21 protein-coding genes and 1 pseudogene are annotated in these 25,551 nt (G+C 72.6%); 14 read left to right on the top strand and 8 right to left on the bottom strand.

Translation table 11 applies throughout. From position 1 onward, the window contains the following. The first annotated feature begins 12 nt into the window (after positions 1–12). Positions 13–1,182, top strand: coding sequence for a glycoside hydrolase family 27 protein (locus tag L3i22_RS36165; protein WP_221321969.1), 1,170 nt, complete (start codon positions 13–15; stop codon positions 1,180–1,182). A gap of 9 nt (positions 1,183–1,191) precedes the next feature. On the opposite strand, the gene L3i22_RS36160 is transcribed toward L3i22_RS36165, so the two are convergent. Both L3i22_RS36160 and L3i22_RS36155 read right to left on the bottom strand, forming a co-directional pair. Further along, complete coding sequence (locus L3i22_RS36160; protein WP_221321968.1) at positions 1,192–1,644, bottom strand: DoxX family protein; 453 nt, start codon at positions 1,642–1,644, stop codon at positions 1,192–1,194. A gap of 102 nt (positions 1,645–1,746) precedes the next feature. Continuing rightward, positions 1,747–2,484 (bottom strand): class I SAM-dependent methyltransferase, encoded by a 738-nt coding sequence (locus tag L3i22_RS36155; RefSeq protein WP_221321967.1) that lies wholly within the window; start codon positions 2,482–2,484, stop codon positions 1,747–1,749. Positions 2,485–2,648: 164 nt separating this feature from the next. On the opposite strand from L3i22_RS36155, the gene L3i22_RS36150 reads away from it, so the two are divergent. Continuing rightward, a complete protein-coding gene (locus L3i22_RS36150; RefSeq protein ID WP_221321966.1) occupies positions 2,649–3,305 on the top strand; it encodes a zinc ribbon domain-containing protein in 657 nt (218 codons plus the stop codon). Here the strand turns inward: L3i22_RS36150 and L3i22_RS36145 are convergent. After that, positions 3,302–4,222: a DUF6282 family protein gene (locus tag L3i22_RS36145; protein WP_221321965.1), complete on the bottom strand. Its 921-nt coding sequence runs from the start codon at positions 4,220–4,222 to the stop codon at positions 3,302–3,304. The genes L3i22_RS36150 and L3i22_RS36145 overlap by 4 nt on opposite strands. Before the next feature lie 123 nt (positions 4,223–4,345). Between L3i22_RS36145 and L3i22_RS36140 the strand changes: the two genes are divergently transcribed. From L3i22_RS36140 to L3i22_RS36100, 9 genes are all read left to right on the top strand, one after another. Then, positions 4,346–5,104, top strand: a complete 759-nt coding sequence (locus L3i22_RS36140; protein ID WP_255657425.1) for an arylamine N-acetyltransferase — start codon at positions 4,346–4,348, stop codon at positions 5,102–5,104. A 92-nt stretch (positions 5,105–5,196) separates the two neighbouring features. After that, entirely contained in the window at positions 5,197–5,922 is a 726-nt protein-coding gene (locus L3i22_RS36135) for a hypothetical protein (RefSeq protein WP_221321963.1), read from the top strand. A 54-nt stretch (positions 5,923–5,976) separates the two neighbouring features. Beyond that, complete coding sequence (locus L3i22_RS36130) at positions 5,977–7,311, top strand: bifunctional 3-(3-hydroxy-phenyl)propionate/3-hydroxycinnamic acid hydroxylase (protein WP_221321962.1); 1,335 nt, start codon at positions 5,977–5,979, stop codon at positions 7,309–7,311. Positions 7,312–7,463: 152 nt separating this feature from the next. Beyond that, positions 7,464–7,919 (top strand): hypothetical protein, encoded by a 456-nt coding sequence (locus L3i22_RS36125; RefSeq protein WP_255657424.1) that lies wholly within the window; start codon positions 7,464–7,466, stop codon positions 7,917–7,919. Further along, positions 7,919–9,286, top strand: a complete 1,368-nt coding sequence (locus L3i22_RS36120) for a hypothetical protein (protein WP_221321960.1) — start codon at positions 7,919–7,921, stop codon at positions 9,284–9,286. Before L3i22_RS36125 ends, L3i22_RS36120 begins: the two co-directional genes overlap by 1 nt. After that, positions 9,283–10,632: a VWA domain-containing protein gene (locus L3i22_RS36115; RefSeq protein WP_221321959.1), complete on the top strand. Its 1,350-nt coding sequence runs from the start codon at positions 9,283–9,285 to the stop codon at positions 10,630–10,632. Before L3i22_RS36120 ends, L3i22_RS36115 begins: the two co-directional genes overlap by 4 nt. Before the next feature lie 17 nt (positions 10,633–10,649). Further along, on the top strand, positions 10,650–11,762 hold the full coding sequence (locus tag L3i22_RS36110; RefSeq protein WP_221321958.1) for an AAA family ATPase: 1,113 nt from the start codon (positions 10,650–10,652) through the stop codon (positions 11,760–11,762). Next, on the top strand, positions 11,759–14,542 hold the full coding sequence (locus L3i22_RS36105; protein WP_221321957.1) for a DUF5682 family protein: 2,784 nt from the start codon (positions 11,759–11,761) through the stop codon (positions 14,540–14,542). The genes L3i22_RS36110 and L3i22_RS36105 overlap by 4 nt, the downstream gene beginning before the upstream one ends. A gap of 154 nt (positions 14,543–14,696) precedes the next feature. Further along, on the top strand, positions 14,697–16,592 hold the full coding sequence (locus L3i22_RS36100) for a diguanylate cyclase domain-containing protein (protein WP_255657423.1): 1,896 nt from the start codon (positions 14,697–14,699) through the stop codon (positions 16,590–16,592). Between the two features lie 26 nt (positions 16,593–16,618). Here L3i22_RS36100 and L3i22_RS36095 read toward each other — a convergent pair whose 3' ends face one another. From L3i22_RS36095 to L3i22_RS36075, 5 genes are all read right to left on the bottom strand, one after another. Further along, positions 16,619–16,978, bottom strand: coding sequence for a DUF2203 domain-containing protein (locus L3i22_RS36095; protein ID WP_221321956.1), 360 nt, complete (start codon positions 16,976–16,978; stop codon positions 16,619–16,621). Positions 16,979–17,096: 118 nt separating this feature from the next. Beyond that, positions 17,097–17,300 (bottom strand): helix-turn-helix transcriptional regulator, encoded by a 204-nt coding sequence (locus L3i22_RS36090; protein ID WP_370644267.1) that lies wholly within the window; start codon positions 17,298–17,300, stop codon positions 17,097–17,099. A 120-nt stretch (positions 17,301–17,420) separates the two neighbouring features. Further along, positions 17,421–17,879, bottom strand: coding sequence for a DUF1203 domain-containing protein (locus L3i22_RS36085; protein ID WP_221321955.1), 459 nt, complete (start codon positions 17,877–17,879; stop codon positions 17,421–17,423). 43 nt (positions 17,880–17,922) lie between these two features. Beyond that, positions 17,923–19,011 (bottom strand): glycosyltransferase, encoded by a 1,089-nt coding sequence (locus tag L3i22_RS36080; protein WP_221321954.1) that lies wholly within the window; start codon positions 19,009–19,011, stop codon positions 17,923–17,925. 78 nt (positions 19,012–19,089) lie between these two features. Then, positions 19,090–21,234: an FtsK/SpoIIIE domain-containing protein gene (locus tag L3i22_RS36075; RefSeq protein ID WP_221321953.1), complete on the bottom strand. Its 2,145-nt coding sequence runs from the start codon at positions 21,232–21,234 to the stop codon at positions 19,090–19,092. Positions 21,235–21,505: 271 nt separating this feature from the next. Here L3i22_RS36075 and L3i22_RS53940 point away from each other — a divergent pair, with 271 nt between their 5' ends. The 3 genes and pseudogenes from L3i22_RS53940 to L3i22_RS36060 all read left to right on the top strand — a co-directional run bounded on the left by L3i22_RS53940 (position 21,506) and on the right by L3i22_RS36060 (position 25,514). Continuing rightward, positions 21,506–23,086, top strand: a complete 1,581-nt coding sequence (locus L3i22_RS53940) for a hypothetical protein (RefSeq protein WP_255658740.1) — start codon at positions 21,506–21,508, stop codon at positions 23,084–23,086. Positions 23,087–23,151: 65 nt separating this feature from the next. Beyond that, the gene (locus L3i22_RS36065) at positions 23,152–24,315 is read left to right on the top strand and encodes a MoxR family ATPase (protein WP_221321952.1); all 1,164 of its coding nucleotides are present in this window, start codon (positions 23,152–23,154) and stop codon (positions 24,313–24,315) included. Then, a pseudogene (locus tag L3i22_RS36060) lies at positions 24,312–25,514 on the top strand (VWA-like domain-containing protein). Before L3i22_RS36065 ends, L3i22_RS36060 begins: the two are co-directional and overlap by 4 nt. Positions 25,515–25,551: the final 37 nt, after the last annotated feature.

Raw genomic sequence — 25,551 nt, 5'->3', positions numbered from 1 at the left:
TAGTTTGCCCGGATGCTTCGGGCAACCCTGCGCTCCCTGTTCGCGCTGACGCTGGCGCTGGCGTCGGTGGCCTGGCCCGGGACAACCCCGGTCCGGGCCACCGCGCCGACGCCGCCGATGGGTTTCAACGACTGGAACGCGTTCGGCTGCGACGTCGACGACCAGCTCATCCGCGAGACCGCGGACGCGATGGTGGCGAACGGCATGGCCGCCGCCGGCTACCGCTTCGTCAACATCGACGACTGCTGGTCACTGCCCGGCCGGGACGCTGCGGGCCGCCTCCAGGCAGACCCGAAGAAGTTTCCGTACGGCATGAAGGCCGTCGCCGACTACGTCCACGCCCGCGGCCTGCGGCTGGGGATCTACGGTGACGCCGGCACCCGGACCTGCGCCGGTTACCCGGGCAGTCTCGGCCACGAGCGGATCGACGCGCGGACCTGGGCCCAGTGGGGCGTCGACTACCTGAAGTACGACAACTGCTTCAACGGCTCGGACGGCTCCCGCGCCGACTACGTGCGCCGCTACACCACGATGGCCTCGGCCCTGCGCGCCACCGGCCGGCCGATCGTCTACTCGATCTGCGAGTGGGGCGAGTCCGCGCCGTGGAGCTGGGCGCCCGGCGTCGGGCAGCTCTGGCGCACCACCGGCGACATCACCGACACCTGGGCCTCGGTGAAGTCGATCATCGCGGGGACGCTGCCGGTGCTCGCGTCCGCCGGCCCGGGCCACTGGAACGACCCGGACATGCTGGAGGTCGGCAACGGCGGGATGACCGAGACCGAATATCGCACGCACCTGAGCATGTGGGCGATGATGGCCGCCCCGCTGATCGCCGGCACCGACCTGCGCACGCTGACCCCGTCCGCCCTGGCGATCCTCACCGACCGCGACCTGATCGCCATCGACCAGGACCCGCTCGGCGCCCCGGCCACCGTGACCGGGAACGTCCTGGTCCGGCCGCTGTCCGGGGGTGACCAGGCGATCGCCCTCTACAACCCCGGCGACGCCGCGACCGTGCTGACCGCCTCGATCACCCTGCCCGCGGCGCCGGCCTACCGGCTGCACGACGTCTGGTCCGGCGCCGACTCCACCGCCGCCACCACGTCGATCACCGTGACCGTTCCGGCCCACGGCGCCACCGTCTACCGGGTCCACCCGCTGACCGGCCCGGTGGCGCCGTGACCCGGCCGGTCAGGCGGGTTCGGCCACCTTCTCCGGGGTCCGGGCGGGCGTGGCCGCCGGGCCGCGCCGGCTGCTGATCAGGCCGTCCAGGGACCAGGCCCCGGCGCCGACCGTCGCGATGAGCAGGAACGTCCACGCGTACAGGGCCGGGGTGACCCCGCCGTTCTCGATCGGCATGAGGCCGTTCTGCTGGTGCACGACGAAGTACGCGTAGGCCATCGAGCCCGAGGCCAGGATCGCGGCCGGGCGGGTGACCAGGCCGATCATCACGAGCAGGCCGCAGACCAGCTGGATCAGGGCCGCGTACCAGCCGGGCCAGGTGCCGACCGGGATCGACTCGCCGGTGCCGCCCTTGCCGCCGAGCACGCCGAACAGACTGGCGAGTCCGTGGCAGGTGAACAGCAGACCGATGACCACCCGGAACAGCGGCCACACGACGTTGGTGAAACGGGGGGAAGACAATCGACGCTCCTCTGCCTGATTGGGGCTAATCAGGCATCCGACGCTATGGATGGGTTCTGAGAGAATTCTCAGAGCGACTGGTCGGCTACGTGCTGTTGTGATTCATCGCACTAGGGGCTTCCGCCAGACGGAGACATGACTTTCACTGTCCGCCGTGAAGGGCGCCCGCCGGAAGTCGGCGAAGCGGTCCTCCAACTCCAGTCCCGCCAGCCGGGCCATCAGGTCGCACTCGGCCGGCCAGATGAAGCGGAAGTTGCTGTATCCGTAGCGAACACTTCCGTCCAACGACCGCCGGTAGTGATGCGACGTGCCCTGCTGGGTGACCAGGTCGAAGGTGTCGAAGCCGGTGTGCTCCGCGCTCACCACGAACGGGACGGCGGTCTGGCCGGGCGGGAGCCGGCGGATCTCCGGCACCCACAGCTCGACGACGAACCGGCCGCCGGGCGCGAGATGCCGGGCCGCGTTGCGGAAGCACTCGACCTGCTCGTCCTGCAGCCGCAGGTTGCCGATGCTGTTCCACACGACGTAGACCAGCGCGAACTCGCCCGGGACGCGGGTCGTCGCCATGTCCCCGATCACCACCGGTAGATCCGCCGACTTGCGTCGCAGCTGGGCGGCCATCGGCGGGGAGAACTCGATTCCGCTGACCGCGAGACCCCGCTCGGCCAGCGGGATCGCCACCCGGCCGGTGCCGATCGCGAACTCCAGGACCGGGCCGTCCCCGGCCAGCCCGGCCAGGAAGTCCACCGCCGGGCCGAGCACCTCCGGCGCGGCCATCGCCGACTCCTCGGCGTCGTAGCGTTGCGCCTCGTCCTCGCTCCACAGATCACTGCTCGTCATGCGGGCGATTATTCGGATTTGTTGCCGTCATCGCCTTCGAGTTCCGATTGCGGTCGCCGTTCGTCTCGATTTCGCCTGGCGGAAACGGTGGATGCGCGGCCGGGCGTCGATAAGTCAGACCGATCGGCGTAGCGTCCCTGCCAGGTGCCAGAAGGGGACGCGGGATGGGCATGTTCGGCTTCACCGACAACTATCAGGACCGTTCGACGCAGGAGGGCTATCAGTTCGAGTTCTACTGCGAGCGCTGCGGGAACGGCTACACCTCGTCGTTCAAGCGGTCGGTGACGAACTTCGGCGGCAAGCTGCTGCGGATGGGCGGCGACCTGGTCGGCGGCGAGTGGGGCCGGCGGGCCTCCGAGCTGGGCTGGGACGCGAGCTGGATGCGCGACGGCACCCGCGGCCCGGCCTGGGACAAGGCGCTGCAGGGCGCGGTCGAGGAGATCCGCCCGCACTTCCACCAGTGCCACCGCTGCGGCGAGTGGGTCTGCGGCCCGGTCTGCTGGAACGACGAGCGCGGGGTCTGCGTCAACTGCGCGCCCAAGCTCGACCAGGAGATCGTCGGCATGCAGGCCCGGGCCCAGGTCCAGCAGCTCGACGAGAAGATCCGCCAGGTCGACTGGACGCAGGGCACGGTCTACGGCCAGACGGCGGTCGGGCGCTGCCCGTCGTGTGCGAACGACACCGGCGGCGGCAAGTACTGCCAGCACTGCGGCACCCCGCTGGCCGCCGCGACCGAGGCGAGCCGGTTCTGCGGCCAGTGCGGCACCAAGGTGTCGCCGAACGGGATGTTCTGCACCGGCTGCGGCTCCGCCACGACCTAACGTCCGAGGACCCGCCGGGAATTGGTGACGGCCATCGTCCGGACCTCGTCGGCGGTGAACCCCGCGTCGAGCAGCCGATCGGCGAGCAGGGCCAGGCCGTCCTCCACCGGCGGATTGAACGGCTGCCCGAGGTCGCTGGAGAGCAGGGAATGCTCCGGCCCCACCGCACGGATGTGGTCGAAGAGCAATTCCCAAGCGACTTTCTTGGTGTACGCCGTGGTGAAGCACCGTTCCAGCAGTGCGCCCCGCCCGGCCAGGTGCCGCTGGGTGTCCACGTCCAGCTGCTGGGAGGTGAACTCGGGGTGGGTCACGATGATCCGCCGCACCCCGGCGTCGGCGGCCGCGTCGACCGCCGCGACGATCTCCGGCCCGCTCAGGTGCCCGGTCGCCAGGACCATCCCGTGCTTGGCGAGCACCGCGAACACCTCGTGCAGCGCCGGCACGATCTTCCCGGCGGCGTCGACCACCTCGATCGCCGGCGCGACGATGCCCTGCTCGGCGAGCTCCGCCTGGAGCGCCGCCCACATCGGCAGGGTCGCGCCCGGCGGCAGCGCGGAGACGCTGGCCCGCTCGTTCGCGCAGTCCACGGTGGGCAGCCAGACCACCCGGGCGCCCTGCCGGCCGGCGATCTCCACGGCCACCGGGTTGAGCCCGCCGACCGAGCCGTTGAGGGTCAGCGCGCCGAGCGCCTCGACGCCGGGAACCACGCCGCGCACCACCTCGGCACGTTCCGCGGTCGGCACATAATGCGATTTGAGTACGAACCCCGCCAGCCCCACCGCGGCGAACCGGCGGGCCAGCGTGACGTCGTCGATCCGGCGTTCCATCACGTCCGGCGCGACGTGCACGTGGGTGTCGTATGCGCCGGTGACGAGGTCGCGGGCCCGGTCGGAAGGGATCGGATGATCAGCGCTCATGCGTCATCTCCCGTACGGCGGCGGGTGCTCGTCCCGACCCTGGCAGTGATGGACATCATTGTCAACAACCGCCGTTCCCGGCCCGGTTGACCTCGACCCGGCTTCATGTCGCAAGCTCTCCGGGTGGACGTGACCGCATATCTGGACCGGATCGGCCTGCCCCGCCCGGCCACCCCCGACGACGACTCGCTCCGTGCGCTGAGCTGGGCGCACCAGGCCGCCGTACCCTTCGAGAACCTCAGTATCCACCTCGGGGAGCCGATCTCGCTCGACCCGGCGGACCTGTTCGACAAGGTGGTGCGGCGGCGCCGGGGCGGCTTCTGTTACGAGCTGAACGGGCTGTTCGCGCTGCTCCTGGCGGACCTCGGGCACGCCGTCGACCGGGTCGCGTCGCGGGTGCACCGCGGCGAGGGCCGGTTCGGGCCGCTCTTCGACCACCTGGCACTGATCGTGGACGGGCGGTGGGTGGTCGACGTCGGCTTCGGGCGGCACTCGTCGTATCCGTTGCGCCTCGACTCGCGCGACGAGCAGGTCGACCCGGGCGGGCGGTTCCGGGTGATCGAGGCGGACGGCGGTGACCTGGACATCTACCGGGACGGGGAGCCGCAGTACCGGATCGAGCGCCGGCCCCGGGACCTGCTCGACTTCGAGCCGGCCTGCTGGTGGCAGCAGACCTGGCCGGGGTCGCACTTCCGGACCGGCCCGGTCTGCAGCCGCCTCGACGGCGACGACCGGATCACGCTCAGCGGGCGGCGGCTGATCCGCGGCTCCGGCGGCGCGAGCACGGAGACGGTGCTGGACTCGGACGAGGCGGTGCTCGCCGCGTACCGGACGCACTTCGGCATCGAGCTGGACCGGGTTCCGGAGCCGCCGGGGAGTTGACGTTTTCCGGGGCGGTGCTCCGCCCGTACCAAAGCGGATTTTTGGGGTTGATGTGCTTTGTGGTGGTTGCCCGGGCACTCTAGGTTGGCCACGTGGTCACGATCGCGACGATCGCCTTCTGCCTCGGTGGGTTTCTGCTCGCCGGCGCCGCCATCTTCCTCCTCCTGCACATCGGAACGCACCTCGAGGTCCGCACGCTGCGTCAGGTCCGGCCGGCGCCGATCGCCTCGTGGGACCGCGGCCGGGTCGCCGCCGAGGCCCGCACCGAGTACGGCCCGGCCGGCCCGCAGATCGGCCCGGTCAGCGGCGAGGACTGCGTGTGGTACCACGTGCGGCTGACCCGCGAGCCGAGCCGGCGCAGCTCCGACGACAGCCATGACCTGCTGCTCGACGTCGCCTCACCGGGCTGGCCGGCGATCGCCGACCCGAGCGGCCGGGTTTCGGTCGACCCGCGGAAACTGGGTGGCTCGCTGCGCACCGATCCGTCCGCGGTCGAGGCGATCCGGATCTATTTCCGCAGCGCGGCGCCGGTGCCGCTGCCCGCGATCGTGCCGCCGGACATCGTCGCCGGGCTGAAGAAGCACGAGAGCCTGGAGCTGACCGAGGTCCGGATGTCGCGCGGCGTCCCGGTCTTCGCGCTGGGCCGGGCGACCGGGAAAGGCCTGGTCCCGAGCTTTTTCACGACGCGCACCCGGGACCAGGCGCTGGCCGTCCGGATCGATGACATCGGCCTGGGGCGCGGCATGATCGTCTGGTTCGCGCTGATCGGGCTGGCGCTGTCCGGCGGATCGATGCTGGTTCTGCTCACCACGGCGTAGCCCGATCCGGCTTCCGGGTGGCGGATCGGGCCGGCTTCTGCGCACCCTGGTCCGGTGGAACATGTGCCGGTGGTGATCGTCGGGGCCGGGCCGACCGGGATCACCGCCGCGATCATGCTGGCCGGGCGCGGCATCGCGTGCCTGGTGCTGGACCGGTTCGCCGGGCCGTACCCGCTGCCCCGCGCGGTCCACTTCGACGACGAGGTCTTCCGGATCTTCGCCGGGCTCGGCCTCGCCGACGGGCTGCGCGGGATCTCCCGCCCGGCGCCCGGCATGCAACTGGTCGACCCGGCGCTGCGGCCGCTCGCCACGTTCACCCGCGACCCGGTCGGCCCGCACGGCTTTCCGCAGGCCAACATGTTCGACCAACCCGAACTGGAACGCCTGCTCCGCGATCGGCTGCGGCAATTGCCGCGCGCCGAGCTGCGCGGTCAGATTGAGGTGTACGACGTGGTCCAGCCCCCATCGGGCCCGGTCCGTGTCCGTTATCGATCGCCCGACGGCGACGCCGAGCTGACCGCCGACGCGGTGCTCGGCTGCGACGGGGCGAACAGCCTGGTCCGCTCGTCGATCGGGGCCGGCTGGGAGGACCTCGGATTCGCCCAGGACTGGCTGGTGGTGGACGCGGTCGCGGCCGAGCCGCTGGACGTCTACGACGGCGTGCAGCAGGTCTGCGACCCGGGCGCGGCGGCCACGTTCATGATGGTCACGCCCGGGCGGTACCGCTGGGAGTTCCTGCTGGACGGGCCGGTGGACGCGCGCGCCCGGATGCGGCCGTGGCTCGGCGGGGCCGAGGTGACGATCATCCGGGAGGCGGCGTACACGTTCCGCGGGGCGGTCGCCGACCGGTGGCGCGACCGGCGGGTCTTCCTGCTCGGGGACGCGGCGCACCTGACGCCGCCGTTCATCGGGCAGGGGATGTGCGCCGGGATCCGGGACGCGGCGAACCTGACCTGGAAGCTCGCGATGGTGCTGGCGGGGGCGGCGGACGAGCGGCTGCTGGGGACGTACGAGAGTGAGCGGCGGCCGTACGCGCGGACCATGATCCGGATGGCGACGCTGATCGGCTGGGTGATGACCGGCGGCAGCCGGCGCACCGCACCGCTGCGTCGCGCGCTGCTACGCACCGTGACCAGGCTGCCGGGCGCGGAGCGCCGGGCGACGACGATCGTCTGGCCGGCCCTCGGGCGCGGCCCGCTGGTCGGCCGCGGCGGTGGCCGGCTGTGCCCGGCGGAGCTGGACCCGTCGCTCGGCGCCGGCTTCGCGCTGGTCGCTCCCGGCACGCGCGAGGCCCTGCTGATCCGGCCGGACCGGATCGTGGCGGCGGCCGGCCGGCGGGCCGACCCGGCGATGCTGGCCGCTGCGGGAATTCCATTTTCCGGGCTCTGACCTGCTTATACCCGCTCGCGGGCGAACCCGCCGGGGGATCCGCCGAGGTTTTTGTCGTACGCCTCCGATAGAACTACCTCCACTCGAAGGACGAGGGAGGGACTGTTGTGACAACTGATCACGCCGGGTACGAACGGCGTAGCTCGGCGTCCGTGAGCACGCCGGTGGAGCCACGGAAACTGGCCAAGGTGCCGTTCGTGGAGCTGGCCGACGGGCGCCTGCAGGGGGTGGTCTCCAGCGGCTCCGACGTCGAGCGGGTCTACGTCTCCTCGATCACGGCGGGTGACCACGGGCTGAGCTGCAACACCAACAACAACCGTCCGTGCGGCGGCCTCGCCGGCGGCTCCCGGGCCTGCAACCACATCCGCGCGCTGGCCGACGCGGCGGTCGCGCAGTACGGTCTGGCCCGCGTCGCGCGGTACCTGAAGGCCGACCTCGCCGACGGCGCCGACGACCTCTGGTCCGGCCTGCACACCACCACCGCGCCGAACCGGGCCGCCGAGGTGTTCGCCAGCTTCCTGCGCCACCTCGCCTACCTCGAGGTCGAGCCGAGCACCGATCCGCTGCCCGAGCTGCAGTGGTTCCCGGCCGCCGGGGCGGTGCGCTGATGCTCGCCGACGCCCTGCGCGCCACCCCGGACGGCCTGCCCGACGCGCTCGCCCTGGTCGACGGCCTGGACGACGCCCTGGTCCAGGGCCTCGCCCGGATCGACGAGGAGCGCGCCGCCGCGCTGGAGTCGCTGGCCGCCGCGTTCACCGGCTCGCCGCTGGGGGACCGGGTCACCGACGCGATCGGCAAGATCATCGCCGGGACGGTGACCGACGAGCACCTCGCCACCCTGGCCGGCGCCCGCGCCGCACTGCTCGGCGCCGCCCACGACGCCCTGCGCGCGAGCCTGGACACCGCGCTCGGCCGGTCCCGTGAGCCGTGGCCCGCCGCCGCGCCCGTGACCGATTCCGCCCACCTGCTCGCCGGTGGTCGATCGTGGCTGCGCGAGCTCGCCATCGCCGGCTGGCGCGGGGTCGATCACGAGCTGGCCGGCGGCGCCGCGCAGGCGGTGCAGTCGCTGCTCGCCGACCCGGCCACCCGCCGCCTCGCCGTGCTGCTGGACGGGTTCGCCGCCGAGCTGCGCGCCGCCGCGCCGGTCGCCACCCTGCCGGCGGTGCCGGTGCGCCGCTGGGCCGACCTGTGGAGCCGGGCGCTGCTGCTCTCGCAGGAGGGCTACCCGGCGTTCGCGGCCACCCCGGTCGACGGCCGGCTGGTGATCCTCGGCGTCGACCTGCACGAGCACCCGACGGTCTTCCAGGCCCAGGCGCACGGTCTGCTGGAGACGGCCGACGGCGCGGTCCGGCTGGTCCGCACCGGCGTCGCCGCCGCCAAGGTGGACACCATCAGCGGCCCGTCCGCGTGGCGGATGCTCAGCGCGTTCCCGCTGTTCCGCGGCGTGCTGGCCGAGCACCGCACGGTCGAGGTGGCCGGCCTGTCCCTCACCCCGGGCGGCGACCTGATCTGGGACGAGGCGAAGGTCACCGCCGGTGAGCCGGCCGACCCGTTCGCCGCCGCCCGGGTCCGGCTCGGGGCGGCGACCGCGCTGCCGGCCGCGCCGCTCGACCGGCACCCGGCCGGGCTCGCCGAGCCGGTGCTGCTGGAGGGCTACGCCGCGGCCGGTGACACGTTCGACCTGGGCGGCGGGGTGACCGTGGCGCTCGACCTGGCCCGGCTGCCGGCCGCCGGCCCGCTCACGCCCGCCCTGGTCGCCTCCTCCACCGCGTGCCTCGGGCTGCTGCGGTGGGACGGGCAGTGGCTGTTGCAGCCGCTCGCCGTGCAGGCGCTGGTGAAGAAGAAGCCGGTCACGGTGTACGGCGGGGACTGGGCGCTCGGCCCGACCGAGGCGAAGGCCGCGAAGGCGGAGACGGCCGCGGGCACCGCCGTCGACGTGCTGCGCGAGCGCGCGGGAAGGCTGCTGCGCAAATGAGCGGCGCATCGACTTCTGGCGGCGCGGCCGAGACCCAGCGGCAGATCCTCTACTGGCGGCTGCTCGCGCGACTGTTCGACCCGGAGGAGCAGGCGGCGCTGGAGTCCGGGAGCATGGCGATCGTCGGCGACCTCGGGCTGCCCGCCGCGCTGCTCGACCCGGCCGTCTCGGTGGACACCGTCGTGCAGCGGTTCCCCCAGCTGGCGGCCGAGTTCGACGGCCTGATGAGCGACCCCGGCGACGATCCGGACGGCGCGGTGCGCCGCGCCGCGCTCGCGTCGAAGCTGCTGCTCAACGTGTTCGCCACCGGCTCCGGCAACGTCACCGCCGAGCAGCTGCAGCGCTGGCAGGCCGACGCCGGCTGGTTCGAGCGGGCGATGGGCTGCGATCCGGGCGGCCTGCGCGGCCGGGCCGCCGGCGCCGGTGCCGGCAACGGACCCGCGGCGGGCCGCGGCGCGGGTCTCGGCGCCACCCTGGCCGGGATCGAGGGCGACCTGGTCAGCCGGATGCGGCTGCGCGAGGTGCTCGCCGACAACCGGCTCGCCAAGCAGCTCACCCCGAGCATGTCGCTGATCGAGCAGCTCCTGCGGGACAAGGACAACCTGGACGGCGTCGCGCTGGCCAACGCCAAGGCGCTGATCCGGCGCTTCGTCGACGAGGTCGCGGAGGTGCTGCGTACCCAGGTGGCCCAGGCCAGCGCCGGGACGATCGACCGGTCGGTGCCGCCCAAGCGGGTCTACCGGAACCTCGATCTGGACCGGACCATCTGGAAGAACCTGCCGAACTGGAGCCCGGAGGACGAGCGCCTCTACGTCGACCGGCTCTACTACAAGCAGACCGCCAAGCGGATCGAGCCGGCCCGGCTGATCGTGGTCGTCGACCAGTCCGGGTCGATGGTCGACGCGATGGTCAACTGCACCATTCTCGCCTCGATCTTCGCCGGGCTGCCCAAGGTCGACGTGCACCTGGTCGCCTACGACACCCGCGCGCTGGATCTGACGCCCTGGGTGCACGACCCGTTCGAGGTGCTGCTGCACACCCAGCTCGGCGGCGGCACCGACGGCACGGTCGCGCTCGACCTGACCCGGCCGAAGATCACCGACCCGCGCAACACCGTGGTGGTCTGGATCTCCGACTTCTACGAGTGGAACGAGCAGGGGGTCTGGGACGGCATGCAGGCCATCCACCGCACCGGCGTCAAGTTCATCCCGGTCGGCTCGGTCAGCAGCGGCGGCCACCAGAGCGTCAACCCGTGGTTCCGCCAGCGCTTCAAGGACCAGGGCACCCCGGTCCTCTCCGGACACATCAAGAAGCTCGTCACCGAGCTCAAGAACTTCCTCGTCTGAGAAATAGGAGACTTCTGATGAGTGACATGCTGCGCGCCCCGGCCGAGGCCAAGTACGCGGAGGAGCTGGACTGGCTGGAGTCGGTCGACGACGGCCCGAAGCCGTTCTCCTGGCGACTGAGCCCCAAGATGGTGCGCCTGTTCATCCTCGGCTCCGAGCGCGCCGACGGCCTCGACCGGGACATCGAGCAGAAGTGGTACGGCGACCGCAGCTTCGTCGAGCGCTCCATCGTCACCCTCGCCTCCGACCGCGGCCTGCTGCTGATCGGTGACCCGGGCACCGGCAAGAGCTGGCTCGCCGAGCTGCTCTCCGCCGCGATCAGCCGCAACTCCACGCTGGTCGTGCAGGGCACCGCCGGCACCACCGAGGACCACATCAAGTACTCGTGGAACGTCTCGATGGTGATCGCCAAGGGCCAGTCCCGCGCCTCGATGATCCCGTCGCCGATCATGACCGCGATGGAGAACGGCGTGATCGGCCGTTTCGAGGAGCTCACCCGCTCCACCAGCGACGTCCAGGACGCGCTGATCTCGATCCTCTCCGAGAAGTACGTGTCGATCCCCGAGCTGGACGACGACAACATCGTCTTCGCCAAGCCCGGCTTCAGCATCATCGCCACCGCCAACAGCCGCGACCGGGGCGTCAACGACCTCTCCTCGGCGCTCAAACGGCGCTTCAACTTCGTCCGGATCCCGGTCGTGACGAACAAGAAGAGCGAGGCCGAGATCGTCCGCTTCCGCACCGAGGAGCTGCTGCGCCGGCACAACATCGAGCTGGAGGTCCCGCCGACCCTGCTCGACGTGCTGCTGCAGAGCTTCGCCGACCTGCGCGCCGCCGCCACGTCCGCGACCAGCGACGACGAGCGCCTGGAGTCGGCCCTGTCCACCGCCGAGCAGATCGGCGTGCTGGAGGACGCGATCCTGCACAGCAACTTCTTCGGCGCCAGCAAGCTGACCGCGGAGGCGCTCGCCGGGTCGCTGGTCGGCTCGCTCGCCCGCCGCAGCCCGGAGGACCTGGCCATCCTGAACAAGTACTGGCACGGCGTGGTCGAGCCGCGCAGCAAGGAGCACAGCGGCGAGTGGACCGGGTTCCTGGAGGGCGGGCGCCAGGCGATCGCGACCCTGTCATGACCTTCGACTCGCTACGTGAGCAGCTGCTCAGCGCCGCCGAGGAGCTCGGCGGCGGGCCGGCGGCGCTGCCCGAGATCCTCGCCGGGATCGTCGACGACGTCGGCCACGCCCTGGCCGAGCCGCTGGAGATCTTCCCGGTCTGCCACCACTCGCCGGCCTCCGCGCTCGCCATGCTGCGGCGGCTGCGCGACAAGCAGCCCAAGGTCGTCTACCTGGAGCTCTGCGAGGACCTGGGGCCGCTGCTGACCGAGCTGCGCAACTGCCGGCTGCCGGTGGCGCTGCAGGCGTTCGCCTCCCAGCTGGACGGGTTCCCGAAGGAGTCGGCGCCGCTCTCGGTGATCGCGCCGATCACCGAGGCGTCCGCGGAGTACCAGGCGATCTCGTACGCGCTGGACACCCCCGGCGTCGAGCTGGTCCTGGTCGACCGGTCCACCGACCACGTCTTCCAGTGGCAGCCCGACCTCGAGGCGCACGACGGGACCGGCGAGCCGGAGGAGGACCTGCACGGCGACGCGGTCGGCGTGGAGATCGGCGACCTGCGGCCGCGCTTCGCCGAGCTGGAGGAGCACCTGCTGCACCACGGGCGGGTCCGGCACTGGTCCGAGTGGTGGGACCAGTATGTCGAGCAGCCCCTGGCCGGGGCCGACCACGAGACGTACCGGCAGGTCATGACCATGGTCGGCAGCCTGTTCCGGCGGCTCGCCCCGCACGACACCAAGCGGTACGCGAGCGACGAGGACCGGGAACGCTACATGTGGACCCGGATCCGCGAGCACCTCGCCGCGACCGGCACCGACCCGGCCGACTGCCTCTACATCTGCGGCGCCTTCCACGCCGCGAGCCGGGTCCCCGAGGCCGGCTCCGCCCCGGGCACCCCGGACTTCACGATCACCCCGCGGACCGGCACCACCTGGCTGTACGGACTGATCCCGTCCAGCCACTCGGCGATCGAGGCCCAGTTCGGCCTCGCGCCGGGCTCGGTGTCGATCGCCGCGAGCACCTGGCAGAAGCAGCTGACGAAACGCCGGCTCACCCCGTTCCGGCTGGACGGGCAGAAGGGCGGCAAGAAGAAGGCCACGAAGGCGCTGCCGCTGCCGGTGGCCACCGGTGAGCCGGTCACCGACCACCTCACCGGATACCTCGCCGGGCCGCCCGCGCTCGACGGGCTCGACGAGGAGGAGCTGCGCGGCTGGTGCGTCGACATCGTCCGGCTGGCCCGCCGCAACGGATACCTCGCGAGCACCGCCGACGCGATCGCGGTCTTCGAGACGTCGATCCTGCTCGCCGGGATGCGGGGGCGGGCGCGGCCGACGCCGTACGACTTCCAGGACGCCGCCGTCACCTGCATCGAGAAGGACAGCGTCCCCGGCCGGCGCGACGTGCGGCGGCTCTGCGAGATCCTGCTCGGCGGCGACCGGATCGGCCAGGTCGGCTACGACGCGCTGCCGCCCCTGGCCCGCGACGTCTACGACCGGCTCGAACCGCTCGGGCTGAACCTGGAGCAGCGCAGCATCCAGCGCGCGCTGCTCGACCTGGCCGCCCACCCGGAGCTGGCGCCCTGCTCCCAGCTGCTCTGGATGCTGCGTTACCTGCTGCCCGACCAGGCGGTCCGGCCGATCATGGGCAGTCGCAAGCTCGGCGAGAAGCACATCCAGGAGAGCTGGGACCTCGACCTCGGCCGCCATCAGCGGACCGTCATCGAGCTCGGCTACGAGGGCGTCACCGTCGAGCAGGTCCTGGAGCAGCGGCTGCGCCGGGACGCCTGGGACCCGAAGGCGACCGCGGCCACCGCGCTCAAGGCGGTGGAGAGCTCGCTGCTGTTCCTGGAGAGCCCGCGCCTCACCGACGAGCTCGGCGCCCGCGCGGTCGAGCTGCTCGCCGCCGAGCGCACCGTCGACGGCGCGCCGGACGTGCTGCGGCGCATCCGGCGGCTGCTCGGGCACTACCGGGCCACCACGCCGGTGCTGCCGTCCTGGTGCGAACGGTTCGTGACCGGGGGCTACGCGCACTACTGCACCCTGCTGCCGACCGCCTTCGTGGAGGAGGAGACCGGCGTCCGGCAGGTCGGGGCGATGCTCGGCTTCCTGTTCAGCATGGAGAGCCTGGCCCTGTCCCTGGGCTGCGACCGGACCCAGCTCGAGCTGGCCGTCCGGCAGTCACACCCGGAGACCCCGGCCAAGCTCGCCCTGCTCTGGGCGGCCCGCAACCAGCTCGGCGACCTGTCTTTGGCCGAGCTGCGGGCGCTCGTCGACGACCTGCTCGGCAACCCGCTGGTGGTGCCGGCGTTCCCGCAGTACGTGAGCGGGTTCGTGCAGGCGCTCGAACCGGTCCCGCGGCTGGCCCCGTTCGTCGTGGAGACGCTCTCCAAGGCGTTCGGGCGGCTGCCCGACCCGGTGCTGCTGCCCTGGCTGCCGACGCTGATCACCACGCTGAAACAGCAGGCGGCGGAGCTGGTGCCGGTGCTGACCCGGGAGGCCGGGCGGACCTTCCCGGGGACGCTCGCCGGGATCGACGGGTGGACGCCGCCGTGGCTCGCCCGCCGCGCCCCGGTGGCGGCGACCGTCGCTCGGGGGCCGGCGGCGGGGCCGGTCGGGGCGTTCCTGGCGGCGCATCCGGCGAGCGCCGATGCGGTGGCCGGGCTGCTGGGTTGTCCGGGGGAGTGGGTGGCGGCCACCGCCGTACCGGAAAGCGGGTTTTCTGGGCCTTTGCCGTTGTTGATGGGTTTTCCGGAGACCGCTGCGGCCGTCGCGTCGCTGGTCGGCACCGGAACGGCTCCCTGAGCGGCTTCCGATCCGCTCCCGGGCCCCGTGTGCTTCGCTCCCGGGCCGCTCCCGGGCCCCGTGTGTGCGAAGTGTCACGGGGCCCGGTGACCAGGGCGTTCCCTCAACTCGGTCGTCCGGCGACCGACAAGCCTGGGCGGCGAGGGAGGAAGCCTTGAACGCTGACCGGCACGATGACCCGAGCGGAAACCTCGGCCCCGCGAACGCGGCGGCCGCCTCCGCTTCGTGGTCGGCGGGCGCCCCGGCGCCGCGGCCGGACGACGCACCGGCCGCGCGATGGCGCCGGGGCGCGCTCGCGGCCTACTACCTGACGTTCCTCGTCGCGGACGTGATCATGCTGAACGGGTCGCCGCGGATCATCCTGACCCTGCTCACCGGCACGACCGTGCTGCTGCTGGCGATCGCCGCGATGCGGGGCACGCGCAGCGGCCGGGGCTGGGAACGACTGGCCTACCTGCCGGTTCTCGACAGCGTCGCGCAGGTCGCGGTCACCGGGCAGCTGCACTACACCACCGCGCTGATGCTGACCCTGGTCGGCGTGGGCGGCGCGGTGCCGGCCCGGCGCACCGCGATGCTCGCCGGCCTGGCCGGGATCGCCGGCTGGATCGGCGCGGTGCTCGCCCAGCCCGGCCTGCGGACCGGCGAGCTCGGCTACTACTCGGTGCAGCTCGGCATGGCCGCACTGCTCGGCGCGATCCTGCACGAGGCGATGCGGCGCCGGCAACGGGACCTGAAAGACGCCCGGGACCAGGTCACCATGGTGCTCGGCCGGTTCCAGAGCCTGTTCCAGGCCTCGCCGGCCGGCGTCGGGATCACCGACGAGCACGGCGTGTTCGTCGCGGTCAACCCGTCCTTCACCGAGCTGGTCGGCCGACCGGCCGAGGAGCTGATCGGCACCAGCAGCCAGGCCTACGTCGACCTGACCGCCGAGCTCGACCCGGCCGGGCAGCAGATGCGCTACGTGCGGCCGGACGGCTCGGTGCGCTGGGTGTGGCTGACCGTCGGGCGCACCGACACCCAGCACTGGATGCTGGTCCACCTGCACGACGTCACCGACCGGCACCTCGCCGAACGCGCCGTCCGCGAGTCGGACCGGCTCCTCGCCGCGGTCTCGGTCGCCGCCCGGCGGATCCGCACCGGCGAGGACGCCCGCGACACGATCATCCAGGCCGTCCGGGAACTGGCCGAGGCCGACTCGGTCAGCCTGCTCGAATCCGGCGACGACGCCCTGGTCGTCACCGGCTGGGTCGGCGCCGAGGTGATGGGCACCCGGGTCGCGAAGAACGGCACCTCGATGATCGCCAACGTCTACCGGGACGGCCAGCCGGTCTTCCTCGCCGACCCGAGCGAGGACCCGCGCGTCTCCGCGGCCCTGCTCAAACTCGTCGGCGCCCGCTCGATGATGTGGCAGCCGGTGATCGCCGGCGGCAAGGTCGTCGCGCTGCTCGCGGTCGGCTGGAAGCAGCGGGTCAGCTCGGTCAGCGACCTGCGCGCCCGCGCGGTGGCGCTGCTCGCCGACGAGACCGCGCTCGCCCTGGAACACGAGCGGCTGCTGTCCCGGCTGGAGCAGATGGCCTACACCGACACGCTGACCGGGCTGTCCAACCGGCGCGCCTGGCAGTCCCGCTTCGCGGAGCTGCTGCTCGGCTCGCGGGTCGAGGGGCGGCCGCTGACCGTGGCGATTGCCGACCTGGACCGGTTCAAGCGGTACAACGACACCCACGGGCACCTGGCCGGCGACGATCTGCTTACCGCGACGGCGAGCGCGTTCCGCGGGCAGCTCCGCGAGGGCGACCTGATCGCCCGGTGGGGTGGTGAGGAGTTCGTGGTCGCGCTGCCGGACTGCGTGGACGCGGAGGCCGCCGAGATCCTGGACCGGCTGCGGGCCTCGACGCCCGGGGCGGAGACGTGCAGCATCGGGTACGCGGTGTGGAACGGGTCGGAGTCGGCGGAGCGTTTGCTGGAGCGGGCGGACACCGCGCTTTACGAGGCGAAGGCGGCCGGGCGGGACACGATCCGCAGCGCCGCCGCCGTCGCGGTCGCCTCCTGAACCATTGCCCTACAGCCGGCGTCGCCCTACAGCCGGCGGCGGCCGGCGATGCCCAGGTCGGCCCGGTGATACCAGCCGAGCTCGGACTCGCCCTCCAGCCAGCAGAGCAGCACCGGCACGCCGTCGAGATCCGCGGGGAAGTCGACCAGGAGCGGGGCGACGCCCTTCAGCTCCGCGCCCGACTCCTGGACGACCGTCATCAGCTCGTTGAGCCGGGCCTCCGCGGCCTTCCGCTCCGGCAGGCCGCCGAGCGGGGTGGGCGCTCCGCCCGGGACCAGCGCGGCGGACAGCTCCATCATGTCCGCCCGGACGACGACGATCTCCTCCAGGACGGGTCGCAGCCGATCGAGCTCGGCCCGTGCCTCTTCCCGCGTGAACAGCCCCATGGCGACAGTTAATCAACCGGCGCCCGGCCGCTGCCGGTCAGGGCGGGCGGCCCGGTTGTTCCGGGCCGGCCGCCGGGGGTTCGGCCCGCTCGGCGGGCCTGGAGGTGATCGCTGTCGGTCAGTCGGGTGGTGGGTCGGGATTCAGATCGGCCCGCTGGCGGCGGATCCAGTCCTCGATGTCGGTGATCAACCAGACCCGGCCCATGGCCAGCTCGTCGAACGGCGTGGGCCAGTCGTCGCGCTCGGCGAGTTGCTGCACGCGCTGACGGCTGAGCCCGAGCCGTTTGGCGATCTCGCCTGCTCCCATGAGAATTCGTGGCACACCAAGACTATAGTCATGCGTCATCTTGTCGCACGATGGCTAGTCATGCGTTCGGTATCGGATCGTCATGAGCGGGTGGTGACTTTGCGGGGTGCTTTCCTGTGCTCGGGTGGCGACTCCTTATTTGCGGGTGGCGACGAACATGAAGCAGCCGTAGGCGATGTTGCGGACGTGCACCTGGACGACCGCCGGGTCGGCGAAGACCTCGGCGAGCGCGCCCTCCGGGTCGGTGCCGTCGTGGGCCCGGCTGTTCGGGTGGATCCAGCCGCGCTCGTCATAGGCGCGCAGCACCCGCGGACCGCCCCGCCAGTCCGCGGGATAGCCGTCGTCCTCGGCGCCGGCACACGGCTCGGCGTGCGCGAAGACGGCACCGGCCTCCTGGTACGGACTGGGTGGGATCGGCGGCTCGTAGTTGAAGAGCAGCAGTTCCTCGCCGGCGCGGGCGTTCCGCAGGCAGCAGCGGATCTGCTCGCCGCCCTCGGCGGTCAGCCGCACCACGTCCGGTCGCGGCGGGCCGGCGCTCTCCTTCCGCACGCGCTCGAGCACTTCGGTGGGCATGGCATGTACTCGGAAATCCATGCCGCAATCCTGCGACCGGGCCCGGCCCGGGGTCTGGCGGAAATCAGACGAGGCCTTCGAGTACCGGGACCACGGCCGCCGGCGCCGGCATGGCCGCGATCTCCGCCGCGACCTCCCCGGCCGCGGTGCGCAGCGCGTCGTCGGTCAGCAGGCGGTTCAGGTCGTCCGGGGTGATGGCCGCGGCCTCGACGGCCAGGCCGGCGCCCCGCCGGGCGAGCAGCGCCGCGTTGTGGCGGCGGTCGCCGGCTCCCGGCGTGGTCAGCTGCGGAATGCCCGCGGCCAGGCCGCCCAGCACACTGCCCGCGCCGGAATGGTGGACGAACGCGGCGGCGTGCGGAAGGGCCCGGTCGAGGGGGACCCGGTCGACCACCCGTACGTTCGGCGGCAGGTTGCCGGTCGAGGCCGGGCGGAACAGGACGAACTCGGCGTCCACCCGCGCGGCCGCGGCGACGACGGCCGGCCCGGGGTCGCCGTCGTTCGGGCCGTCCAGGGTGCTGCGGCTGACCAGGACGCGGGGGCGGTCACCGGGGCTGAGCAGCCAGTCCGGGACGGATCCGCCACCGGAGAACGGGACCGGCCGCATGATCACCCCGTCCACGGTGGCATCGTCGCGCAGGCTCCGCGGCCGTACGGTAATTGTCAGGTTCGGGGGTTGAACTGCCGTCCTTCGCAGGGCCGAGCTGGTGGCGACCGCCCGGAAGATCTCGGTCGCCGGCCACAGCGTGTTCTCCTGCAGCACCGACGGCACCGACAGGCGCCCGGCGACGATCGCGCCGGCCTCGGCCAGTGGCTCGTGGATGATCAGATCCGGTCGTTCCCGCTCGGCCAGCGCCAGCAGCGGACCGACCAGGGCCAGATTGGCGCGGCCGAACAGCTCGCCGACCATGCCGAGGCCGGCGGTGCCCCGCATCTCGGCGCGCGCCAGGCCCGGACGCCGCAGAGCCACCCGGATCGCGCTCCGTGGCAGGCTGAAACCGGATCCGATGTCCGCGGTGCGCAGGCCGAGCAGGTCGGGCGGGAAACCGCCGCCGGCCAGGATCACGTCGTGCCCGGCGTCGCGGCACGCCGCGGCGAGCGGGACGAGGGGCATCAGATGGCCCTGCAGCGGCGCGGCGACGAAGATGATCCGCATGGTGCTCCTTTTCGGTCGCTGATCTCTTGCCGCAGCGCCCCTGCCCCAGCGCCGTCGTCTCGGCGCCGCCGGTCGGGGTCAGCGCTGGCGGGTGATGTCGAGCAGGTGGTGGACGATCTCGTGGACGGTGTGGCGGCCGATCCACAGTAGATCGCGGACGGCGGTGACCGGCCAGTTGTAGGTGCCGGTGCGCCGCAGGTCGCCGGGCGTCAGCGCCTCGAAGGCTGCCGCCAGGGACTCGCCGGCCTGATCCAACTCGGTCAGGACGGTGTGGGGATCCTGCGCGTTGTAGCCGTCCCGGAGCGGCCGTTCGGCACGGCCCATCGGGGTGAACGCCGGGTTGTCGGTGGCGAGCGCCAGGGCGAGCCGTTCGCGCTGGACCCGGAGCATGTCGCGGAGGTGGCAGGTGTATTCCAGAGGCGACCAGACTTCGGGGTACGGACGTCGGCGCAGATCCGTGGCGGCGAGCAGGGCCGCGGCGTACAGGTTGCCGGTGGCGCGGAACCGGGCGGGCAGGTCGGCCGGGGAGACCGCGACGTAGGTGAAGCCGCACTCCGCGCAGTGATCGGTGGACAGCGACCGGACCAGGGCGTCGTCCGGGGCGCGGGCGGTCAGGAAGTGCAGGGCGCCGGTGGGGGCGGCGACGATGCCGCGACCGGGGCGGTCCGCCGGGACGGTGGCGGCGGCGACCGGATCGATCGTGGACTCGGCCGGATCGGTGAGGCGCAGCTCCAGACGGGACCCGAAGTGGTCCGTGAACCGGGGATCGAAATCGGACCAGTGGGTGGCGGTCGCGATCAGGTGCACGCCCCGGGACGAGCCGCGGCGGGCGATCTCCAGGAGCAGGTCGTGCCAGTCCGGGTGGGTGGTCCAGAACTCCGCCCAGCCGTCGATCATCAGGATCGTGTCGCCGGTCGGGGTGTCGAGGAGGGCGTGCAGGTCGCGCCGCTCGTCGTCGGCCGGGCGGGACGGGTCCAGGACGCCGTGGACCAGGGGGATGCGCTGGTGGTCGGGGGCGATCGAGGCGGGGGCGATGACGCGCAGGTCCGGGGCGGTGTGGGCGAGGGCGAGCGCGGCTGTGGCCGTACGTAGGAGGTCGGTTTTTCCGCTGCCTGGACCACCGACCACCGCGACGTTGCCGGCGACCGGGAGCCAGATGGTGTCGCGGCGGTGGTCGCGGGGCTTGTCGAGGACGGCGATCGGGATCTGGAGGGTGTCGTGCAAGGTCTGGTCGGCGAATCGGGGGAGGTGATCGGGATCGGTCACGATGGGGCCGGCAAGGTCGTCGAGGGTGGGTGGCTCGTCGAGTGGCGGCAGCCAGATCCGGTGCGTGGGTGGTGGTGTCGTGCTGAGGCGCTCGACGGCGTCGCGATCTTCCGCGCCGGTGGGGTTTCTTTCCGCGGTCGCCCCGATGCTGGTGCCGATTCTTTCCGCGGTCGCTTCGGCGCTGGTGGCGAATCTTTCCGCAGTGGTGCCGGGGGAGGTGCCGTTTGTTTCCGCGGTGGGGTTGAGGGCGAACGGGATCGGTTCCTCGGTATGCGCGCGGAGCAGGCCGTGGCCGGCGGGCGGCGTGCCGGTGGGGTGCGGGCCGAGGACGAAGGCCGGCGCGCCGGGGAGCGCGATCCGGTACGAGAGGTAGCCGGCCAGGCCGTGCACGCCGGGCTCGGGGACGTCGGCGGCCGCGAGGATCAGGTGGATGCCGCGCGCGCGACCCAGCCAGCCGATCCGGCGGACCAGGTCGAGCAGCTCGGGGTGGGCGTCGAAGAGCGCGGAGAACTCGTGACAGATCAGGATCAGGGCCGGCATCGGCGGACGGGTGGCGGCGCCGCGGAGATACTCGCTGTGACTGGCGCAGCCGGCGGCGACCAGCAGGCGTTTGCGGCGGGCCAGTTCGCCCTCGAGGACCTCGATCAGGCGGGGCAGGAGGTCCATCCGGGTCGCGTCGACGAGCACTTCTGTGTGCGGGAATCGCCCCAGGGTGACGAGGGATCCGGGGGTGGCGTCGAGCAGGACGAAGGACGCCTCGTCGGGTAGATGGGTCGCGGCCAGGCCGGATGTGATTGTCCGCAGAACGGCGGGGGCGGCGGTGCCGGCGATCAGGCCGTGCGGGCCCATTCCGCTGTCCACAGCCTCCTTCAGGTCCAGGTGAATCGGCGTAGCGTCGGGGGACAGACCGAGCGGGATGCGCAGGCGGTCGCTCGCCGGAACCCGATGGCCGGCCACGTCGGGGATTCGTGCGGGGGTGTCTTCGGCACCGGGGCTGCTGTGGGCGGCGGCTGCCTTTGTGGTGCGCGGGGTCAGCGGCGCGGCGCTGGGCAGCCGGTCGGCCGGCGACGATGTGTGGCGGTGGGAGGGGGAGGGCCCATCGGGAAGCACAACGGCGACGGTAGCCCAAAAATGGGGGATGCCGGGTCCGTGCGGAGCCGCTATGCTCCTCCGCGATGCTTACCTTGAACCACGGAGAGGGGGCCATGTCCACAAGAAGTGAGTGCTGATGCGCTCCTCTGTGGACGGCGACCCCCGTCTCACCGCCTGGCAGCGCGTGCGCGAGTTCGCCGTGCCGCCCGCCATGATCGAAACTGCTACCGCCCGGCGGCTCGCCGGGGATTGGGCCGGCGCGTGCGCCGCGGCCCGGGTGGATCCGGATCTGGATCCGCGCGCCATCGCCTTCCTGCACGGCCATGCGGTGGCTGCTGCGGTTCGCGACGATCTGCGCCATTTTGTTCCTGAGCTGCTGCGCTGGCATCTGCCCCGGGTCGAGTCCGGGCGGTTGCGGCCGGGCGTCACGGTGTCGCTGGCCCGCTACGGGCCGCGGCTGCATCTCGTCGCGCGTACCGCTCCGGCCTGGGCCGATGCTGATCAGCGGATCAGCCTCGCGCTGTGGGGCGGCGGCTCGGACGGGGTGCATCCGCATCCGCGCCCGAATCGCCGGTTCCGATTCGATCTGCACCGCCATCTGTGGGACGTCCGTTGCGTCGCTGACCTGCGGGAACGCGCGGGTGTAGCGACCTGGGCGGGCGATTCGGCCGCGGCCGAACACCGGTGGCCGGCCGAGGCGGACATCTTGCGGCAGGCGGAGAACAAAAACGACGAGCCCGTTTTCGTACGGATGAATACCCATGCCTACCGCGAGCTGCGCCCGTCGTCGCCGGCCGGGCATGACGGCCGGCCCGGAGCCCAGGACGGAACTTTCCGCGGCGGGGAAGGCGGCCTGACCGGGAGTTTCCGCGTAGTAGAGGGCGTCCCGGGCACGAGTTTCCGTGGCGGGGAGGGCGACGGCGGTGAGAGTTTCCGCGGGCGTGAAGACGGCCGCGGGTGGCCGGGCGGCCGCGCGGGGAGCACCGGCGAACGGGGGAATGTCCGCGGGGTGCCGCGGGGTTCGCTGGTGCTTCCCGACGCGGCCACCTGGGTCCTGCCCGACCTCGAGTTGCTCCGGGCCGGGCTGATCGAAGCCGGTCAACTGCATCCCCTGGTCGCCGACGCTCTCGTGCCGCCCAGAGCCGGGGCCGCGGGGGACATCCCGGGGCCGGCCGTGCCGGAGCGGATCTCGGGCTCGCGGGGAGTGCCTGGGCCGGCCGTGCCGGAGCAGATCTCGATTTCGCGGGGAGTGTCTTGGCTGGGCGTGCCGGAGCGAGGCCCGGGCGGGCGAGACGTTGATGCGACTGGGGTGCGCGTCGTCGAGTGCCGGGGACGGCAGCACCGGATCGGGCTCGTCGACGGCGTGCTCTCCGCGCTGGATCACGACGCTGACGAGCTGGGCCGGGAGGCGATCCTGGTCGCGTTCGGCGGGGCGCCGCTGCCCTGCCTCCGAGTGATCGACAACGCCATGCGCAGCCCGGAGACGCTTGCCGACATCCGGGCCCGCCTCGATCACGGCGATCTTCCCGGTGCGATCCGTGCCGTGGAGGCGCTGCTCGGCCCGCACGCCTCGCTCCGCGACGGCCCGCTCCGGGACGAACTGGCCCGGGTCGAGGAACGGCACCTCACCTACGGGCTGTACCGCGCCGGACTGGCTGGCTTCGGCCCGCCCCGGCTCAAGCCCGTGCCCCGACGCCGCCGACGGTTCACGAGATGACGCGGACGAGAGCCGCCGAACCGACCTGCCCCATGCTCGGCCTACCTGCCACCAAAGGTGCATACATGACTCTTGATATTGCTGCTGACCTGCTCGGACTGCTCGCCGACACGACCACCGAGCCCCGCCCGGACACCCAGCTGGAAGCGCTCACCCTGGCCGTCGCCGCCGACCTGCCCGTCCTGCTCTGGGGCGAACCGGGGATCGGCAAGACCGCCGCCCTCAACCAGCTGGCCGCCACCCTCGACCTGCCGCTGACGACCGTCATCGCGAGTGTCCACGAGCCGACCGACTTCTCCGGCCTGCCGGTGATCGGCGCGGACCCGGCCGTGCACGGCGTGCCGATGGCCCCGCCGGACTGGGCGGTGCGGCTCGCGAACAGCGGCCGTGGCCTGCTCTTCCTCGACGAGTTGTCGACCGCGCCGCCGGCCGTCCAGGCCGCGCTGCTGCGGCTGGTGCTGGAGCGCCGGGTCGGCGCGCTCACCCTGCCGCCGGGGGTGCGGATCGTCGCGGCCGCGAATCCGCGCGGTTCGGCCGCGGACGGCTGGGAGTTGAGCGCGCCGCTGGCGAACCGGTTCGTCCACTTGCAGTGGACCTACGACCACGAGGTGGTGCTGCGGGGGCTCGGCGGGACGTGGCCGCGGGCCGCGCTGCCCACGCTGGACCGCGAAAAGCTGGCGGAGGCGGTGGCGTACGCCCGGCGCGGGGTCACCGAGCTGCTCACCGGGCGCCCGAAGCTGGTGCATCAGCTGCCGCAGTCGGAGACCAAGCGGGGCGGGCCGTGGCCGTCCCCGCGCACCTGGGAGATGGCGGTCCGGCTGATCGCTTTCGGTAACGCGGCCGGGACCTCGCGCGAGGTGCTGTCGATGCTGGTCCGGGGCGTGGTCGGGGACGGCCCGGGGCTGGAGCTGCTGGCCGTGCTGGACCGGGTGGATCTGCCCGATCCGGAGGCGCTGCTCGCCGATCCGGGCGCCGCGGTGCTGCCGGAGCGCGGGGACCTTCGTCAGGCCGTACTGGAGGCAATTGTCGAAGCGGTCCGGCGGAACGCGGACCGCAAGCGATGGGAAGCGGCCTGGACCCTGCTGGTCAAGGCGTTGGACGGCGGCGCGCCGGACCTGGTCGTGGTGCCCGCCGGGAACCTGGCCGACCTGCGACGCGACGACTGGCCATTGCCGGCCGGGATCGAACGACTGGCCGGCGCGGTAAATGTTGTGCGGCAAGCGGCATGAGGAAAATCCAGGAACTCGACACCGAGAAGCTGTACGCGGCCCGCCTGCACGCCACCCGGGCCCGCCCCTACCTGGCCGCCGCCCTGTTCGCCCTGCACGTGGTCGAGTCCCCGGGAACCCCGACGATGGCCGTCGACCGGCACTGGCGCTGCTACGTCTCCCCGGCGTTCGTCGCGCAACTGCCGGTCGACGAGCTGGCCTCGGTCTGGGTGCACGAGGTCGCGCACCTGCTGCGCGACCACCACGGGCGCGGCGACCGGTACGCGAAGCGGCACGACCTGAGCGGCCCGGGCGAGCGCCTGCGGATGAACATCGCCGCGGACTGCGAGATCAACGACGACGCGTTCGGCGACGACCTGCCGGTCCCGCGCGGCGCGGTGACCCCGGCCCGGCTGCGGATGAACCCGGATTAGCTGATGGAGGACTATCTGGCGCTGTTCCGGCTGGGCCCGTGGACCGACGGGTTCGCGTGGCTGGACTGCGGCAGCGGCGCGGACGGCGCCGCCCGCGAGTGGGATCTCGGGGCGGACGGCGCGCACGGGCTGACCGAGCAGGAGCGGGACGCGGTCCGGTTCCGGGTGGCGCAGGCGATCAACGGTCATCCGGGGAGCGTGCCGCAGGGCTGGCAGCGCTGGGCCGAGGAGGCGTTCCACCCGCCGCAGCCGTGGCGGGACGTGCTGGGGGCGGCGGTGCGGGCGGCGGCGGGTTCGGCCGGGACGGGCGGCGACTACACGTACGGCAGACCGGCCCGGAGGGCCGCGGCGCTACCGCGAGTGATCCTGCCGGCCCTGCGCCGCAATCCGCCCCGGGTCTGTGTCGTGATCGACACGTCAGGATCGGTCAGCGACGCGGAGCTGGGCACGGCGCTGCTGGAGGTGGCCGCGATCGGCCGGGCGGTCGGCGGCCGGTCCCGGGTCAGCGTGGTCTCGTGTGACGCGGCGGCCCGGGTGGCCCACCCGCTCTGCCGGGCGGAGGGGATCGCACTGGTCGGCGGTGGTGGCACCGATCTTCGGGCCGGGTTCCGGCAGGCGCTGCGGGTGCGGCCGGACGTGATCGTGGCGCTGACCGACGGCTGGACACCGTGGCCGGAGTCGTCGCCGCCGTGCCGGACCGTGGTGGGCCTTTTCCGCCGTGACGTCGAGGACGACGGTGGCTTCCGCATGCCGCCGGACTGGGCGCGGACAGTGCGGATCGGCTGAACGCGAACATTACGCACATTTAGCTATTAGGTTAGCG

This window comes from Actinoplanes sp. L3-i22 (assembly GCF_019704555.1).
In the GTDB taxonomy this organism is placed as follows: Bacteria; Actinomycetota; Actinomycetes; order Mycobacteriales; family Micromonosporaceae; genus Actinoplanes.
The sequence above is the reverse complement of the archived record's forward strand: the minus strand, read 5'-3'. Positions and strand labels throughout refer to the sequence as shown.